Source organism: Deefgea rivuli DSM 18356, assembly GCF_000620145.1.
Taxonomy (GTDB): Bacteria; Pseudomonadota; Gammaproteobacteria; order Burkholderiales; family Chitinibacteraceae; genus Deefgea; species Deefgea rivuli.
This window is the reverse complement of record NZ_KK211082.1, coordinates 333309-350459: the sequence shown is the minus strand read 5'-3', so window position 1 is coordinate 350459 and position 17151 is coordinate 333309. Positions and strand designations below refer to the sequence as shown.

Genomic DNA, 17151 nt, shown 5'->3' with positions numbered 1-17151 from the left:
CTCATGCTTTCTGTGAAAATAATGAACTGTAATCATATTCTTTGCCGCCGTATGATGCAAACACTATTCATGTAAAAGGACGTTTGCGATGACAGCTATTCATAATGTAACAGTGCCTCAGGGTGTTAAAGCGCACATTTTAGGATTCCCTCGCATTGGTGCGCAGCGTGAATTGAAATTTGCCACTGAAAAATTTTGGCGCTCTGAAATCAGCGAAGCTGAGTTGGTGATTGTTGGTCAAACGCTGCGCCGCCGTCATTGGGCTTGGCAGGCGGAAGCGGGTTTGGATTTTGTTACCGTGGGCGATTTTGCTTGGTACGACCAAACCTTGAACGCCGCAGCGCTGTTTGGCTGCTTGCCAGCGCGCTTTGGTTTTGACGCCAAACGCCTCACGCTCGCGCAATATTTTGAATTGGCGCGTGGCAATGTGGATCAGCCTGCGCTAGAAATGACTAAATATTTTGATACCAATTATCACTATATGGTGCCGGAACTCAGCTTGGAGAGTACGTTTGACGGCGGCGTGGAATGGTTTTTCCATGAAATCGAAGATGCACAAACCCAAGGCCATACCGTGAAAGCCGTATTGCCAGGCCCTTTGACGTTCTTGTGGTTGGCAAAAACTAAAACAGTAGGGTATAGCAAGCTAGAGCTTCTACCAAAATTGCTAGAGCGCTATACCCTTGTATTAAAAAAACTCGCAGCAAAAGGTGTATCGCATATTCAGTTGGATGAGCCGATTCTGGGTTTGGAATTGCCAAGCGAATGGATCGCTGCATTTGCATCAACGTATCAAGCTTTGGCAGGTCACGGCCTGAATGTTTTAGTGGCGACTTATTTCGATTCAGTCGAAAGTCATGCGCAACTCTTGGCTGAATTGCCAGTGGCCGGTGTGCATTTAGATTTGGTGCGCGCCCCAGAGCAATTGCCCGCGTTTATCGCGATTTGGCCGAAAAATAAAGTGCTGTCACTCGGCGTGGTTGATGGCCGCAATATCTGGGCTGCAGATCTAAGCAATGTATTGCTCGCTATCAATGAAGTAAAAACGGTTCTAGGGCAATACCTATGGATTGCGCCGTCTTGCTCCTTGCTGCATACGCCAGTGGATTTGGCGCAAGAAGCGCAGCTTGATGCGGAACTTAAATCTTGGCTGGCATTTGCCAAACAAAAATTGGCTGAAATTAGCTTGTTAAAACGCGCTCTGCACGGTGATGACGTGACTGCGCAATTGGCTGAGAATGCTGCCGCGCAAGCCAATCGCCGCAGTTCAGCACGGATTCACAATCCTGCTGTTGCTGAGCGTTTGGCGCAGCTGCCAGAACAATTGACGAAGGCCGATCAACGCGTTTCGCCGTTTGCAATTCGCCAAGCCGCGCAGCGCAAGCGCTTTAACTTGCCGCTGTTACCGACGACGACAATCGGTTCATTCCCACAAACCAGTGAAATCCGTGCGGCGCGTGCTGCATTTAAACAAGGCAAGCTCAGCGCTGCGGATTACGATGCGGCGATGAAAGCTGAAATCGCTTTGGTCGTACGCAAACAAGATGAGTTGGATATCGACGTGCCGGTGCATGGCGAAGCCGAGCGCAATGATATGGTCGAGTATTTTGGCGAACAGTTGGCGGGTTTCGTGTTTACGCAGTTCGGTTGGGTGCAAAGCTATGGTAGCCGCTGCGTGAAACCGCCGGTCTTGTTCGGCGATGTAAGCCGCCCAGCACCGATGACGGTGGCGTGGAGTAGCTACGCGCAAAGCCTGACGACTAAACCGATGAAAGGCATGTTGACGGGGCCGGTGACGATTTTGCAGTGGTCTTTCGTACGCGACGACCAACCGCGCTCGCTCACTTGCCAGCAGATCGCTTTGGCGATTCGCGATGAAGTGGTGGATTTAGAAAACGCGGGCATCGGCATTATCCAAATCGACGAGCCCGCGTTCCGCGAAGGTTTGCCGTTAAAGCAATCACAATGGGCTGCTTATTTGGCTTGGGCGGGCGAGTCGTTTCGAATTTCGGCTTCGGGTGTTGCGGATGACACGCAAATTCATACGCATATGTGCTATTCGGAGTTCAACGATATTCTTCCGGAAATCGCGGCGATGGATGCCGATGTCATCACGATTGAAACCAGTCGCTCGGATATGGAGTTGCTCGAAGCCTTCGGGGAGTTTAAATATCCAAATGAAATCGGCCCCGGTGTTTACGATATTCACAGCCCACGCGTGCCGCCCGTGAATGAAATGCTGCGCTTAATCGCCAAAGCTTTGGAAGTGGTGCCAGCCGATCGTTTATGGATCAACCCAGATTGCGGCCTGAAAACCCGCGCTTGGCCAGAAACTGAAAGCGCGCTCGCCAATATGTTGGCGGCGACTAAAACCGCGCGTGCGGCATTAGCTGAAGGGAAAACGCTGGTGGTGGAAGCGGCAAAACCTACGGCGGTGGCAGCGCATGGCTCTGGATGCGCTTGTCATTAAACTGGCATTTTGCTGAATCGAAGCTTGCGGCTATAATCTCAGTGTTCATTTAGTTTAGAGATTAAGATGCAAGCGCCAGCGCAGCCTAGTAATGAAGCTTTACGCATTGAAACGCTGCGGGAGTTTCTGATTTTAGATACGCCGCCCGAAGAGCGATTTGATAATCTCACTCGGGCAGCGGCCAGCTTTTTTCGCGTGCAAATTGCGGTGGTCAGCTTGGTGGATGTGAATCGGCAATGGTTTAAGTCGATTTGCGGTTTGGATGCGAGAGAAACGCCGCGCGATGTGTCGTTTTGCGGGCATACGATTTTGCAAAATGAAGTGATGGTGATCGAAGATGCTTTGCTTGATGCGCGCTTTGCAGACAATCCTTTAGTCATCGACGGACCCAAAATTCGGTTTTATGCGGGCGCGCCACTGACCATGAGCAATGGATGTAACTTGGGTACGCTGTGTTTGATCGATCCAAAACCGCGCACGATGTCGGCCATTGAATTAGAAATGCTGGCGGATATGGCCAAAGTGGTAGTGGGTGAATTAGAAAAAACGCCGAGCTTTTTAAGCGCATAGCTGATGATTTAGCATCTAAAAAAAACCGCAAACGTTGCGGTTTTTTTTCGTCAGTACGAATTAACGCGCGCCGTACACCATACGCTCGGCAAAGCCTCGGCGTAGCCAGCTGCATTGATCCATTGCCAGCAAGCCCAAGCTACGTGCGTGTTTGAGCGGTAGTGAGGATGAGTCAAACAGCGTAATCAAGCTATCGGTGACTGCGGTGACGAGGCCTGCGTCGCGGGCGCGGAGTTTGGCGTAACGGGCGAGGCTGGCCGCTTCACCGAGTTCCCTGGCTGGCGTTGCGGCGAGCACGTCGGCCAAGGTCGCGGCATCGCGCAGGCCAAGGTTGAGGCCTTGTCCAGCGACTGGATGCAGGGTTTGCGCGGCATTGCCAATCAATACGACGCGTTGTCCAACGACGGAATTCAAGGTTTTTAACGCTAAAGGCCAGCTCGCACGACCAGTCACTGCAGAAAAACCGCTCACACGATCAGCAAAGCGTTGCTCAACTTCAGCAATAAAACCATCATCAGACAGTGTTAAACGCGCCGTCGCTTGTTCTGGCGTTTGCGTCCATACCAAAGTGAAATCATTACCCGTAGGGAGTAATGCCAGCGGGCCATCATCCGCAAAGCGCTCGAAGGCAATACCCTTATGGGGCTGCTTGGGCGTCAGTGTGGCGAGCACGGCGTGTTGCGCGTAGGATTTAACCGTTTGCTTAATATCCGTGAGCTGAGCAATCAAATGGCCACCATCGGCCAGAATCACCAAACGACAAGAGATTTTTTGTGTCCCTGTGTCGCTTTCCAGCGTGATTTGCGCAAAGCGCGCCAAGCGCTGGATTTGAGTGACTTTCATACCGAGTGCCAAACGTACATCGCCCGCAACCATTTGATCAAAAGCGTATTGCGCCAGTTTTTGGTATTTCACCACCGAGCCGAGCATGGGTAAATCCAGCTCTGCGGCATTGAGTTCAGTGCGCCCCAGCGTTCCAGCTTGCGAAACGTGAACGCGTTCAATTGGCGTTGCCGCAAGTGATTCATCCCATAGGCCGCTGGCTGCGAGGCTTTGCTGGCTGGCGTAGGCAATCGCTAGCGCCCGTGGATCGTTGCCGACACTGTGTTTGGCATCGACCAAGAGCGCATCATGGCCGCTTTTGAGTAGACGCTGCGCCAACAATGCACCTACGGGGCCGCCGCCAACAATCACAATATCTACGTGCTGAGGGAGGTTGCTGACTAACATGGGATTCCTAATTTTGCTGTGATGCCTAAGTGTTTAAGTATCTACATAACTCAGAAAGCGACAAACAATCATCAATTCGTCATTCCGGCGAAAGCCGGAATCCAGCTGCAATGTTGATTCTACCGTCGCTCTGGATACCGGCCTACGCCGGTATGACGATCCAAATGAATGGTTTGGCACTTGTGTGGATATTTATGCTCTCACGGTGATGGTGTTATTTTGCCATCACCGCTTCAATCTCAGCCACCGTTTTCGGGCAAGTAATCGTCAAATTCTCGTAGCCGTCGGCGGTGACCAGTACGTCATCTTCGATGCGGATGCCGATGTTTTCGAATTCTTTTGGCACATTGGCAGCAGGGCGGATGTAAAAGCCTGGCTCGACGGTCATCACCATACCGGCTTGCAAAGTGCGCCATTGCCCATCGACTTTGTAGGCACCGCAATCGTGTACATCCAAACCCATCCAATGACCCGTGCGGTGCATATAGAACTGGCGATAGGTTTCTTTTTCCAGCACTTCTTGCAGCGAACCGCTGAGCAATTTCAAGTCGATCATACCTTGCGCTAACACGCGAACAGCAGCGTCGTGCGGTGCATTCCACGTACTACCGGGGAAAATCGTAGCGAGGGCGGCTTCTTGTGCGGCGAGCGTGATCTCGTACACGGCGCGTTGTGCTGGCGTAAATTTGCCATTCACTGGGAAGGTGCGCGTGATGTCGCTGGCGTAACCGGCGATTTCGCAACCCGCGTCGATGAGCAGCAAATCGCCGTCATTCATGCGGGCATTATTTTCGCCATAATGCAGCACACAGCTATTGGCGCCGCTGGCAACAATGCTGCTATAGGCCGGGAAGCGGCTACCTTGGCGGTAATAGTCGTGCAGCATTTCAGCTTCGACTTGATATTCCATTTGCTCAGGCTTAGCAAATTGCATCGCACGTATATGTGCCTGCGCGTTAATTTTTCCTGCTTGGCGCAAGATACCTACTTCATAATCGTCTTTAAATAGACGCATTTCATCGAGGCTGCTGCGCACGTCTAAAATGGCACTTGGCGCAGTGATGCCAGTACGGGCAAGGGCGCGCACATCACTGAGCCAACGATTTACACGTCGATCCCAGCGCATTTCTTTGGCGAGCGGGTAGTAGATGCGCGGCTGGTTTTTCATTAGCTCAACGATGCGCGTGTCCAGCTCTGCAATTGGATACGCGGCATCAAAACCAAATTGTGCTGCAGCGGCAGCAGGGCCAAAGCGGTAGCCATCCCAGATTTCGCGCTCAATATCTTTATCGCGGCAAAACAGGATGTTTTGCACGCTGTTCTCGCTAATGATTTGCACAAAAACTGCATCGGGTTCAGTAAAACCAGTCAGGTAATAAAAGCCCGAATCAAAGCGAAATGGGTAAGTGCTGTCGGCATTGCGGATGATTTCTTGCGTGGTTGGCACAATGACAATGCCGGGTTCTAAGCGGGCGGCGAGCGTGGCGCGGCGGGAGTGGCAAGCGGTAATCAGTTCTGACATGGAGACTCCGAATTTTAGGGGGCGGGGCAATACACCGCAAATGGGGCTAACGATCTGGAATAAGCAAATTATACGGCCGCCCAGAGTTGCGGCGGCCGTGATTTTTACCCTCGATTTCCCTGAGTGGCAGTGTGTAGCGTTTATTTTTTGATTTTGTTAAATCGAGCTGTGTTTTCAGCGCCTTCTGCATAAGCTTCAAGCTGATCGCCGACTTTGCTGTCAATCTGGTCGAGGCGATCTTTCGGGCTTGGGTGAGTGCTAAAAAATAGCGCGACTGAGGTATCACTTGGGCTGACGTTACCCAAAGTTTGCAGCACGCTCACCATTGCATACGGGTTGTAGCCAGCGCGAGCTGCGAGCACCATGCCGCCGATGTCGGCTTCGTATTCGGCGTCTTTAGACAGGCCTTTGATGTAAAAGCCCTCGGTAGTGGCTTTGGCGGCTTTACGGCCTAGCTCTTTTGCGCCGCCTTTAGTCTTGTTATTCACGCCAAGTACGAGTAATTCTTCATAAATCGCGCCTTTATTGGTGCTTTTCATTGCCTCGATTTGATGTTTTTTCAGTACATGCGTAATTTCATGTCCCAAAATCGCCGCCAGCTCAGCTTCGTTGCGTAAATGCTCCCACAGCCCACGGGTAATCAAAATATAACCGCCAGGTGCGGCAAAGGCGTTGATATTGGGTGAGTCAATCACGCCAAATCGCCAAGCTAGATTGGGTTGTTCCGATTGCGCTGCAACCCACATTCCGACTTGATTGACGTATTTTTGTAGCGCTGGGTCTTTGACCAGTGGCGCCGCGCCGAGCAGCGTCGCCATGACGCTTTGCCCCATAACGATTTCTTGCTGCGGTGTGATTTCTTTGTTGGCTTCTACTATGTTGCCGCCAATTTTACTCAGAGAATCCATATTCTCTTTGGTCAGTAATTTACCCAAATCAAAGGCGTGGGCAGGTAGGGCGAGGGCGCTGCTGATAAATAGCAGCGTGATTGAGCGGCGTATCATGGGCGTCTCCCATTGCTTGGGGCTGCGGTGCTGCTACCACCATTGTTTGAACTCGAACTGCTGCTGGAGATTGCAGCAACCGATTGTGGGTTGAGTTTGGCTTGCTGCGCGGCGCGCGTGGCGTCGCTTTGCGAGCTAGCGTAGCTTTCCATTTTGTCGACTTCAGCTGGATTGGGTTCAGCTTGTTGAATTTGCTCTGCTGAAAGTCCTTTCACGCCCGTCGTCACCGTTTGGCCAGATGAGCCAGTTTTGATGACGTTACCGAGCGTACCAAGGCCACTATTGCTGGTACCGCCGCCGCTAGTGCGCACATTCAGTAGCTTGATCCAGCCGACTTGGCCATTGGCCGCTTTGACTTGCATCCAGGCGCCTTTGTTGCTTTGGATCTCAATCGTGGTATTAGCAGCAATTGGTGCTACAACGGCTGCATCTAAAAAGGGCTTATCGCGTAAATCTGTTTTACGCACGACTGTGCCCGATTGCGCGAAGACGCTGCCGCATATTGCAAAGAGAAGAAGGGGGATTAGCTGCCTCATTGTGTTTTCTCCAGAGGTTCAAATAGTAAAACGGCTTGCTCACGACCTTTAACGGCGTGGCTACCATGGGCAATAAAATCAAAATGCGCTGCACACGCTTCGCGCGTTGTATCAGAGACCAAAATCCGTGCTTTATCTTTGGTTAAACCTTCAATTCGCGAGGATAAATTGACTGTGTCGCCAATAACGGTGTAATCCATTCTTGATGCTGAGCCAATAAAACCGACGACGGCGGAGCCTGTGTGTAGCCCAATCCCAACGTCAAAATCGGCATTCAGGCCTTTGAGTTCGCGTTTGAATTTTTCTAAAGCTTGTGACATTTCTAGCGCCGCTTCAACAGCATGGCGGGCATGCTCGGGATCATTCGCTGGTGCGCCCCAAAATGCCATAATCGCATCGCCAATAAACTTATCCAGCGTGCCGCCGTGTTTAAAAATAATGTCGACTTGCAGCGTGAAGTATTGATTGAGCAATTGCACAATATAGGCGGGCTCGTGGGTTTCCGATAGCGTGGTAAAGCCACGAATATCGGAAAACAGTACGGTGATTTCGCGTGCTTCGGCTTGTTTATTCAAATCAATTTCGCCACTGGCAATGAGTTCGCCCACGACGCGAGAATCAAGAAAGCGCGAGAACATCGAAATGGCGTGTTCTCGCGTGGCTTTTTCGGCCAGATAAGACACCAGCGCCGAAACCCAAAAATAAACCCAAGCCCAGATTATCGCCGAAGCCAATGGCAGGAAGTAGTTGTGCTTTAGGCCAAACCACATAATCAGCGCGGCGAGCAAAGTAGCGCCCGCCATGCTTGCGGCCAAAGTCATCGTATTGAGACTGGCGCTAAATCCCCAAGCCAGCAGGCCGCACAGCACCAAAGCTAGCACGACATAATAGGCGCGCGGTGATTCGCGCAGCCAGTCGCCGTGTTTGAGGTTATCAATCGCGGTGGCGAGGATTTCTACACCGGGGTAGAGCTGCCCCATTGAGGTTGGGCGTAGGTCTTGCAAGCCGGGCGCAGCAGTACCGATGAGGACAATTTTGTTTGTAAATTCATTGGCTGGGCGATTGCTATGCTCGCTATTGGCGGCGAAATACAGATCAGAAAACGAAATATGGGATCGGCCTGTTTGCCAGTTGAGGCGTATCGAATCGGAAGTCGGTTTTGGCCAATTAAAATCTCGCGCTAGCCTCGCAGGCAGTGATGGAATTTGCCAACCATCGACATTGCTATGAACAATGTATTGCCGACCAATGCCATCGTGATCGGAGTCAAAATTAATAATCCCGCCTTGCCATTTTTCTTGTTGGATCACCCATGGGAGCAGTAGTATTGATCTGGCATCATTATTTGCATTGGCTTGTGGCAAGATACCCAGTTGTTTCGGTAGCTCTTTGAGCTGAGTTGCATTGCCGTCTTTCAAGTGTAAATAGGGAAAGTAAACATTATTGACTTGGCTCACCGCTTCGCGCAGCGCTTCATCTTGTTCGGGCTTAAAGGTATCGCGCTCATTAAATAACACATCAAACACAATCGCTTGTGGTTTTTGCTGCGCAATATATTGAATCATTTCGCCATGCACCGAGCGCGGCCACGGCCAGCTGCCCGCTTCGTCTATCATGTCTTCTAAGCTTTTTTGGTCAATATCGATAATGACCACGTCTTTACTCGCCGGACGCGACTTCGCGTGTTGTCGCTGCAATATATCGCCAAAGCGTTGATCGATAATTTGCCCAAAGTTCAGCCAGCCAAAGTCGAGCCCTATCAAGGCGGCAATGACGGCGAGCAAAGAAGCATAGGAGAGTTTACGGAGCATAAGGTCGCTGCACAGAAGTGAGGCTTCTGTTATAGCGCGAAGTGGCAAATGTAAAAAGAGGTAAAGCACCGCTTTACCTCTTTTTTTAGTAACCGAACAAAAGTTTTCACGCAAGGCACACGCGACGCCAGTACAAATCGTACTGCGAGGCGTAAGTAACGCCGCGTGGGAACTTTTGGTTTAGCACTTATTAGGGATTAAAACGCTGGAACAACTGCGCCTTTGTATTTTTCTAAGATGAATTTCTTCGTTTCTGGGCTATGCAAAGCAGTGCTCAATTTTTTGATTGCGGCACTGTCTTTGTTATCTGGGCGTGCCACCAAGATATTCACGTACGGTGAATCATTGCCTTCGATGATCAATGCATCTTTGCTTGGATTGAGCTTCGCTTCCAGCGCGTAATTAGTGTTGATCAGCGCGACATCCACTTGATTCAGTACACGTGGCAAAGTCGCAGCTTCAAGTTCACGAATTTTGACTTTCTTTGGATTTACCGCGATATCTTTGCTGGTTGCGAGTATGTTTTTATTGTCTTTGAGCTTGATCACTCCGGCTTTATCCAGCAAAAGCAAAGCGCGGCCGCCGTTGGTTGCGTCGTTTGGAATCGCAATCGTCGCGCCTTCTTTCAAGTCAGCGAATTTCTTGATTTTGCTCGAATATGCACCGAACGGCTCAATGTGCACACCAGCAACACTTACCAGATTTGTACCTTTGCCTTTATTGAACTCGCCAAGGTAAGGCTGGTGCTGGAAGAAATTACCGTCGAGTTTTTTCTCTGCCACTTGTACGTTAGGTTGTACATAGTCGGTAAATACTTTGATTTCCAAATCCACGCCTTGTTTAGCGAGCGTAGGTTTAACAAATTCTAAAATTTCAGCGTGCGGCACGGCAGTCGCACCGATGGTGATTTTATCTGCGGCGTGAGCAGAAAATGCCAGCGTAGCGAGGGCAATCGCGGTGAGTGTTTTTTTCATCATGGTGTCCTTGTGGGATAGAGGTAAGTCACTGTGCAAAAGTGTTCCAGCAAGGCGCAAAGTCGAAGACAGTACAAGTCGTACGGCTTGAGATACAACGATGCGGGAGAACTTTTGCTTTTAATAAATATTCAGGATGGATTGTCCTGAGTTTATTCACACTGCGGCAGACGGGTTTTCCGCTACAGCGTTAGCATGGAAACGATCATACCGTTATTTAGTTTGATATTTATAGAACTAATTAAGCTTAGCTAATTCAGATCTCAGTTTATTTTCGACTGAAATGAATCACCAAACGATCACCAATCATTTGCAATACTTGCACCAGAACCAATAGCAGCACGACGGTCACAACCATTACATCAGTCTGAAAACGCTGATAACCAAAGCGAATCGCTAAGTCGCCCAAACCACCGCCGCCAATGACGCCAGACATCGCTGCATACGACACCAAAGTAATTGCAGTAACGGTAACCGCCGCCATCATGCCGGGCATCGCTTCGGGCAGCAGCGCTTTGAAAACGATTTGACTGGTGCTTGCGCCCATCGCTTGTGTGGCTTCGATAATGCCGCGATCCACTTCGCGCAATGCTGTTTCAACCAAACGGGCAAAAAATGGCGTCGCACCTACCACCAGCGGCGGAATCGCACCGGCTACGCCGAGCGACGTACCTGTGAGCAAAACGGTGAACGGAATCATAATAATCAGCAAAATCACGAACGGCACTGAGCGCAGAATATTCACGATAAACGACAGTGTGCCGTAGAGATAAGGCTGTTCCAGCAATTGCCGCTTGCTAGTCAAAAACAGCAAAATTCCCAAGGGCAGACCAAGCAGCAGTGTAAAGAGCAGCGAGCCGCCGAGCATCGTCAGCGTATCAAGCGTAGCAAGGCCGATTTCGGCCCAATCAATATTGCTAAAGAGTTCATTTAACATCCGCGTAACTCCTCAAAATCAATCCCTTCCGCAGTAAACCGCGCTAAAGACGCAGCAATGCTGGCCTCATTACCAGTAAACGCCAAAGTGAGTTGGCCGCAGGCCGTGCCTTTGATGCGTTCAATTCGGCCGGCGAGAATCGAAAAATCAATACCAAAATCGCGTGCCATATCGCCGAGCAGTGATTTATACGTCGATTCACCGATAAAAGTCAGCCTAACGATTTTGCCGGGTACGTGGGCAAAGTCTTCAAATTGCCGATTTTCATCGATGTGCTCGCTCTCAAACACAAAGCGCCGCGTGGTCGCATGTTTCGGGTGCAAAAAAACTTGGGTTACCGCGCCCATTTCAACGATTTCACCGCCATCAATAACGGCCACGCGATCACACACGGTGCGAATCACGTCCATTTCATGCGTAATCAGCACGATGGTGAGATTGAGTTTTTGATTGATTTCCAGCAGCAGTTGCAGCACGGATTGTGTGGTTTGCGGATCAAGCGCGCTAGTGGCTTCATCGCAGAGCAGTAGTTTGGGATTATTCGCCAGTGCGCGGGCAATGCCGACACGTTGTTTTTGTCCGCCAGAGAGCTGCGCTGGATATTTATCAGCGTGATCGGAGAGGCCAACGAGCTCAAGTAATTCGGCGACGCGCCGTGCAATCGCTGCTTTATTGAGTACGCCCGCGACTTGCAATGGAAACGCAACGTTATTGGCGACGGTTTTGGCCGAGAGCAAATTGAAATGCTGAAAAATCATGCCAATTTTCTGGCGTTCTAGGCGCAAATTAGCCGTCGACAAGCTAGTTAAGTCGACGTTATCGAGCAAAACGCTGCCGCCAGTCGGGCGTTCTAATAGATTGATTAAGCGAATCAAGGTTGATTTGCCCGCACCAGAATGGCCGATCACACCGAAAATTTCCCCCGCTTCAATCTCAAGGTCAATTCGCTTGAGTGCGGGTATTTCCCGACCGTCAACGCGGTAGGATTTACTTAAGTTTTTGAGTTGGATCATGGGCTTTGCGACAGCTAAATAAGGATGAGTGCCTACAGTATTCAATAGGCATATTCAAAGCGGCAAGGTAAATATGTGGGCTTGTCTGTGGGCGACAAAATACACATTATCAAACCCTCTGACAAGTTGCTAGATTCACCTGCGTTTACGTGTTGCTTATTGAATTCTGCGCACTGTGCGGAGGCGGGCAATCAGATGTGGTGTGAGAGGCGCAAAGCTTGATTTTGCCTCGCGTTCAAGGACTTAGATGAACTACAGTAAGGATACGCCGCCAAAAAGAGTGGTACTTATTACATTAATTGGTCGTCAATTTTGCAGGACTCAAGATTGGCTTTGGAGGTGAAATGTCTAATCGCACAATCAATTTTTTGCGAATTGCGATGAGTTTACTCATGCTGCTGTCGGTCTGTTTGCTGTTATGGCAGCATTTTGGCATGACGCGCGTGCTGCGAATTGATGCCAATACGCCGTATCAAGTCAGAGTGATTGATGATAGGGCGCAAGGTGGTGCGAGCATTGGCGTGTTGACGCAGACCGATGATGCGCTGTTGCTTGATTGCGAATTGAAAAAAAGCAAATACGAATGGCCATTTTGTGAAGTGAGCTTTGAATTATCTAAAACCGCAGAGGGGATTGATCTATCTGACTTTGATCGCGTTGTATTTGATATGAAGCTAAATGGCCCCGATTTTAAGAAAGTCAGAGTGTATCTGCGTAATTTTGAACCTGAGCTTTCAAAACTGAATGAACCACTTGCCTTGAAAGTGAACGAACTCGAATTGGCGTTGCCATCAGGTAAGCCTTTTTCCGTGCCATTGAAATATTTCCGCGTTGCCTCGTGGTGGGTGGAAGAAAAAAATGTGCCTATTTTTAGTACGGATATGCGGCTGAATAATGTGACGCAAATTGAGGTCGCAACGCCTGGCGTGGTGGAAATGGGTCGGCATCAGATTGAAATCCGTTCAATCGAATTTCATGGCAAATGGATCAGCCTAACTCAATTGCTATTTGGCATTGTGGCGGCTTGGTTGGTGTTCTGTTTTGTATGGCTGGTGATGGAGTTGTTGGCGTATAGAGCGCGCTTTAATTTGAAGCGCGCACAAATGTCTGAATTAGAAACAATTAATCGCGTGCTTGAAATTCAGGCCGAAGTGTTAAGTAATAAAGTGCTACTCGATCCATTAACGGGTGCTTTGAATCGAGAAGGGTTGCGTGATTTTCTATTGCAACAATGGCAAGGTGAAATGCCGACTAGCGCAGGAATGAGCGTTTTGTTTGTCGATTTAGATCATTTTAAACGGGTCAATGATAATTACGGTCATGCCGTCGGCGATGAAGTGCTCAAGCAATTTGCACTCTTAGTGAAAGGTGAAATTCGTAAATCGGATGGCTTGGTACGTTGGGGCGGTGAAGAGTTTTTGGTGGTTTGTCCAGCTACTGAATTGCCCGAAGCTGCAAAATTAGCGGAGAAATTGCGTGCCAGCATAGCCAATGCAGTTTGGCCTAGCCATATTGTGGTGACGTGTTCTTGTGGTGTCGCCACGCGAGAAGAGGGCGAGGAGTTTAGCTCATTGATTAAGCGCGCTGACGATGCGCTGTATCAAGCAAAGCACGCAGGTCGTAATCGGGTTGAGTTGGGTTGAGTGAATTACTCAGTGGAATGATAAAGGGTATATCTACCTGGCCATTTAAATTTATAGGCCAGATGGATATACCCTTATTTGCTGCGTTTTACTATTTGAGTCAGACCGTTTTACAAGCCCGCTTCAACCAGCATTTCGCGTGTCAGCAAGAACACAAAGCCATCGCCAGATTCGGTCGATAACCAAACAAACGGCAGCATTGGGTAGTCGGCTTCAAGTTCATCGCGATTGTGACCGATTTCAACCACCAAGACACCGCGTGGATTCAAGTGTTTGGTGGCTTCAGTCAGAATACGGCGCGTGATATCGAGGCCATCTTCGCCGCTACCGAGCGCCATTTCAGGTTCGTGTAGATATTCGGGTGGTAGCTCTTCCACACTGTGTGCATCCACATACGGCGGATTCGAAATAATCAGATCGTAGGTTTCATCCGGAATGGCTTCGAATAAATCCGAATCCATCAAGTCAATCCGATCGCCCAAACTGTATTCGGTGATATTCAACTCAGCGACATCCAGCGCATCCGGGGATAAATCAATCGCATCAATTGCGGCATCTGGGAAAGCTTGAGCCATCAAAATCGCTAAGCAGCCCGAACCCGTGCACATATCCAGCGCACGGTGGATTAGTTCTGGGTGCTCAACATAAGGCTCTAGGCCGTCGTTGAACAAGATTTCAGCAATAAACGAGCGCGGTACGATGACGCGCTCATCGACATAAAACTTAAACTCACCCAGATAGGCTTCTTTGGTTAAATAAGCTGCGGGTTTTCGCGTGACCACACGCTCTTGAATAATGTCGAGCACTTGGGCGATTTCTTCGGGCAGCAAATGCGCGTCAAATACCGGTTCAAGGCGATCAATCGGTAATTTGAGCGTGGCTAAAATCAAATAAGCGGCTTCATCCCACGCTTCAGTGGTGCCGTGACCATAAAATAATTCAGCGGTATTAAAACGGCTGACGGCAAAGCGGTGCAGATCACGCACTGTGCGCAAATGTTCACGGGCGATATCGTACATGGTGGCTCCAAAGAGGGGATTGGTGAGAGCCGCTAGTTTACTGCGATTGCTCGCGCTTGCATTGATTTTGGTCGAAATTTGTTTTCTGGCGCAGCAGCTGCTGATTTTTTGTATGAGGAAGGCTGTTAGATACGGCGTGAATGCAAAAGCGCTTAAATCATTGGTTTTAATCTACATTTTAATGCACATCGTATGGCTTGAGCTGAGCCTTGGGTAGGCATAAAGCCCTATTTAGTGTAAAGTGCTGCCTTTAGTTTTTCTGTAGTATTGGAGCGTAATGGGTATCACATTTGCATCGTTAGGCTTGGCGCCTGAAGTATTGAAGGCGGTCGTTGAACAAGGCTATGAAACCCCGACTGCGATCCAAGCAGAAGCTATCCCAGTCATTCTTGAAGGCAAAGACGTATTGGGCGCGGCGCAAACCGGTACGGGTAAGACCGCCGCGTTTACTTTGCCGATTTTGACGCGAATTATCCGTCATGCCAATCACAGTGCGTCTCCAGCGCGCCATCCGATCCGCGCTTTGATTCTCACGCCAACGCGTGAATTGGCCGATCAGGTGTATGCCAACGTCGCCACCTACAGCAAGGGTACGGGTCTGCGTAGCCATGTGGTGTATGGCGGCGTCGATGTGAAAGCGCAAATCCCAGCGCTGCGTGAAGGGATCGAAATTTTGGTCGCCACGCCAGGCCGTTTGCTCGATCACATCCAGCAAAAATCAATTAATTTATCGCAAGTTGAAATCTTAGTCTTGGATGAAGCCGATCGGATGCTCGATATGGGTTTCATTTTAGATATTCAAAATATTTTCAACCTGTGTACTAGTCGCAAGCAAACGCTATTGTTCTCGGCGACGTTTGCGCCAGAAATTATCAAGCTATCTAAGCAATTTATGCATGAGCCAGTGAAAATTGAAATTTCACGCCAAAACTCAGCCAATGAATCGGTGAAGCAAGAATTGCATCCGGTAGAAACTGCCCGCAAACGCGCTTTGCTGGCGCATCTGATTCGTGTATATCAAATGACGCAAGTGATTGTGTTTTGCCGTACGAAAATCGGTGCCGATCAAGTGGCGCGTGATTTGAAACGCGCAGGCTTTAATTGCGAAGCAATTCATGGCGACCGAGATCAACGTGCGCGTACTGAAGCGCTAACCAAGTTTAAAGCCGGTGAAACGCAAGTGCTGGTTGCCACTGACGTGGCCGCGCGTGGTTTGGATATTTCTGATTTGCCGTACGTGGTGAATTATGAATTGCCGACTAATGCTGAAGACTACGTGCATCGTATTGGCCGTACTGGCCGTGCAGGCGCAACGGGTGTGGCTATTTCATTGGTCGCGCCCGAAGAAGGCAAAGCTTATGAGGGCATCAAAAAGCTACTCAATCGTGAAATGCCTTTGATTCCAGTGCATGGCTTCTCGCCGGGTACGATCCAAGTGATCGACGAGCGTGAACGTCCACCGCGCGCCGAGCGCCGCCATCATGTCGATCCAACGACCGACAAAGGCGTAAAAGAGTACAAGCAGCTAGAGCGGATGCCATCGCGCGCACAACGCGATGCCAGCGATGTGCCGGCGTTCCCAAGCAATTTACCTAAATTGCCAAAACGCCCTCCGCAAATCGCCGCGCTATTCCAGCCGCCGCAACGTAATAAAGCACAAGGCCAAAATTGAACTTGAATTAAAAAATGGACTCCATGGAGTCCATTTTTTTGGCTTAAATTGACGGCTTGCAGCTTAGGCTGCAATCAAACGTACTGCTAAAGCTTGGTTTTGAGCAGCAATCTCGATCAGGCGGTCAATGTTTGGATGTTTGCCCGGAAAGCTGATCGCATCTGCCGTGTGCTCTGCATAAATGCGTAAACCTTTTTGTGCGGCCAGCGCATCAACTGCGCCAAACTCTTGAAATAGCGCGTGATACACGCGAACGCTACCGGCTTGGCCGGGCTTGTTTTCAATGCGGGCGATGACGGTATCGCCGTCGAGTAATTCGAGCGCGGCTAAATGATCAATCGTTGCTAATGTTGCGAGTTGTTCTGCGAAATTCATCTTCTTACCTTTGCGGTGTCAACCAGTTTATGGATTGCGACGTTATATCACACAGAACAAACTACAGGGTGTAGTTTGCAGATCGGAGAATTAAAATGAATCTCAATCTAAAAGCAGCTGCATTGGCGATTGTTTTAGCGGTAAGTCCAGCTGCATTTGCGGGATCGGGTGGTATGCACGGTATGGAAGGTATGCCGAAAGGCGATATCACCAAGGCTGAATTTTTGAAATTAGCTGAAACACATTTTAATAAAATGGACACGAATAATGACGGCGTAGTGTCTTTAGAAGAACGCAAAGCCTGGCATAAACAAATGCGCGCAAAACATGCCGAAATGCGCGCCAATCGTGCTTCAGCGCCAGCGACAAAATAAC

General features: G+C 49.7%; 15 protein-coding genes. 5 read left to right on the top strand and 10 right to left on the bottom strand.

Going from position 1 to position 17151, the window contains the following annotated elements; genetic code table 11:
* Positions 1 to 88 precede the first annotated feature (88 nt).
* The gene (metE, locus tag Q320_RS0114485; protein ID WP_051534777.1) at positions 89 to 2470 is read left to right on the top strand and encodes a 5-methyltetrahydropteroyltriglutamate--homocysteine S-methyltransferase; all 2382 of its coding nucleotides are present in this window, start codon (positions 89 to 91) and stop codon (positions 2468 to 2470) included.
* A 66-nt stretch (positions 2471 to 2536) separates the two neighbouring features.
* Positions 2537 to 3040 (top strand): GAF domain-containing protein, encoded by a 504-nt coding sequence (locus Q320_RS20025; RefSeq protein ID WP_051534776.1) that lies wholly within the window; start codon positions 2537 to 2539, stop codon positions 3038 to 3040.
* A gap of 60 nt (positions 3041 to 3100) precedes the next feature.
* On the opposite strand, the gene Q320_RS0114475 is transcribed toward Q320_RS20025, so the two are convergent.
* From Q320_RS0114475 to Q320_RS0114435, 8 genes are all read right to left on the bottom strand, one after another.
* Complete coding sequence (locus Q320_RS0114475) at positions 3101 to 4270, bottom strand: FAD-dependent monooxygenase (protein ID WP_027469598.1); 1170 nt, start codon at positions 4268 to 4270, stop codon at positions 3101 to 3103.
* 214 nt (positions 4271 to 4484) lie between these two features.
* Complete coding sequence (pepP, locus tag Q320_RS0114470) at positions 4485 to 5792, bottom strand: Xaa-Pro aminopeptidase (RefSeq protein ID WP_027469597.1); 1308 nt, start codon at positions 5790 to 5792, stop codon at positions 4485 to 4487.
* A gap of 140 nt (positions 5793 to 5932) precedes the next feature.
* On the bottom strand, positions 5933 to 6796 hold the full coding sequence (locus tag Q320_RS0114460) for a M48 family metalloprotease (protein WP_035853806.1): 864 nt from the start codon (positions 6794 to 6796) through the stop codon (positions 5933 to 5935).
* Positions 6793 to 7263, bottom strand: a complete 471-nt coding sequence (locus tag Q320_RS20020) for an SH3 domain-containing protein (protein ID WP_169734464.1) — start codon at positions 7261 to 7263, stop codon at positions 6793 to 6795. The genes Q320_RS0114460 and Q320_RS20020 overlap by 4 nt, the downstream gene beginning before the upstream one ends.
* A gap of 65 nt (positions 7264 to 7328) precedes the next feature.
* Positions 7329 to 9143, bottom strand: a complete 1815-nt coding sequence (locus Q320_RS0114450; protein WP_027469595.1) for a CHASE2 domain-containing protein — start codon at positions 9141 to 9143, stop codon at positions 7329 to 7331.
* A gap of 197 nt (positions 9144 to 9340) precedes the next feature.
* On the bottom strand, positions 9341 to 10120 hold the full coding sequence (locus tag Q320_RS0114445) for a MetQ/NlpA family ABC transporter substrate-binding protein (RefSeq protein ID WP_245591027.1): 780 nt from the start codon (positions 10118 to 10120) through the stop codon (positions 9341 to 9343).
* 265 nt (positions 10121 to 10385) lie between these two features.
* Positions 10386 to 11054: a methionine ABC transporter permease gene (locus Q320_RS0114440; RefSeq protein ID WP_027469593.1), complete on the bottom strand. Its 669-nt coding sequence runs from the start codon at positions 11052 to 11054 to the stop codon at positions 10386 to 10388.
* On the bottom strand, positions 11048 to 12067 hold the full coding sequence (locus Q320_RS0114435; protein WP_027469592.1) for a methionine ABC transporter ATP-binding protein: 1020 nt from the start codon (positions 12065 to 12067) through the stop codon (positions 11048 to 11050). Before Q320_RS0114435 ends, Q320_RS0114440 begins: the two co-directional genes overlap by 7 nt.
* 344 nt (positions 12068 to 12411) lie before the next feature.
* Between Q320_RS0114435 and Q320_RS20015 the strand changes: the two genes are divergently transcribed.
* On the top strand, positions 12412 to 13710 hold the full coding sequence (locus Q320_RS20015) for a GGDEF domain-containing protein (RefSeq protein WP_051534774.1): 1299 nt from the start codon (positions 12412 to 12414) through the stop codon (positions 13708 to 13710).
* A gap of 110 nt (positions 13711 to 13820) precedes the next feature.
* Here the strand turns inward: Q320_RS20015 and prmB are convergent, their stop codons facing one another.
* On the bottom strand, positions 13821 to 14729 hold the full coding sequence (gene prmB / locus Q320_RS0114425) for a 50S ribosomal protein L3 N(5)-glutamine methyltransferase (protein ID WP_027469591.1): 909 nt from the start codon (positions 14727 to 14729) through the stop codon (positions 13821 to 13823).
* Between the two features lie 277 nt (positions 14730 to 15006).
* Here prmB and Q320_RS0114415 point away from each other — a divergent pair, with 277 nt between their 5' ends.
* The gene (locus Q320_RS0114415; protein ID WP_035853804.1) at positions 15007 to 16401 is read left to right on the top strand and encodes a DEAD/DEAH box helicase; all 1395 of its coding nucleotides are present in this window, start codon (positions 15007 to 15009) and stop codon (positions 16399 to 16401) included.
* 63 nt (positions 16402 to 16464) lie between these two features.
* Here the strand turns inward: Q320_RS0114415 and Q320_RS0114410 are convergent, their stop codons facing one another.
* Positions 16465 to 16776 carry a DUF2322 family protein gene (locus Q320_RS0114410; protein ID WP_027469588.1) on the bottom strand — a complete coding sequence of 104 codons (312 nt, stop codon included), beginning with the start codon at positions 16774 to 16776 and terminating at the stop codon, positions 16465 to 16467.
* Between the two features lie 95 nt (positions 16777 to 16871).
* Here Q320_RS0114410 and Q320_RS20010 point away from each other — a divergent pair, with 95 nt between their 5' ends.
* Positions 16872 to 17150 (top strand): hypothetical protein, encoded by a 279-nt coding sequence (locus tag Q320_RS20010; RefSeq protein ID WP_035853802.1) that lies wholly within the window; start codon positions 16872 to 16874, stop codon positions 17148 to 17150.
* Position 17151: the final 1 nt, after the last annotated feature.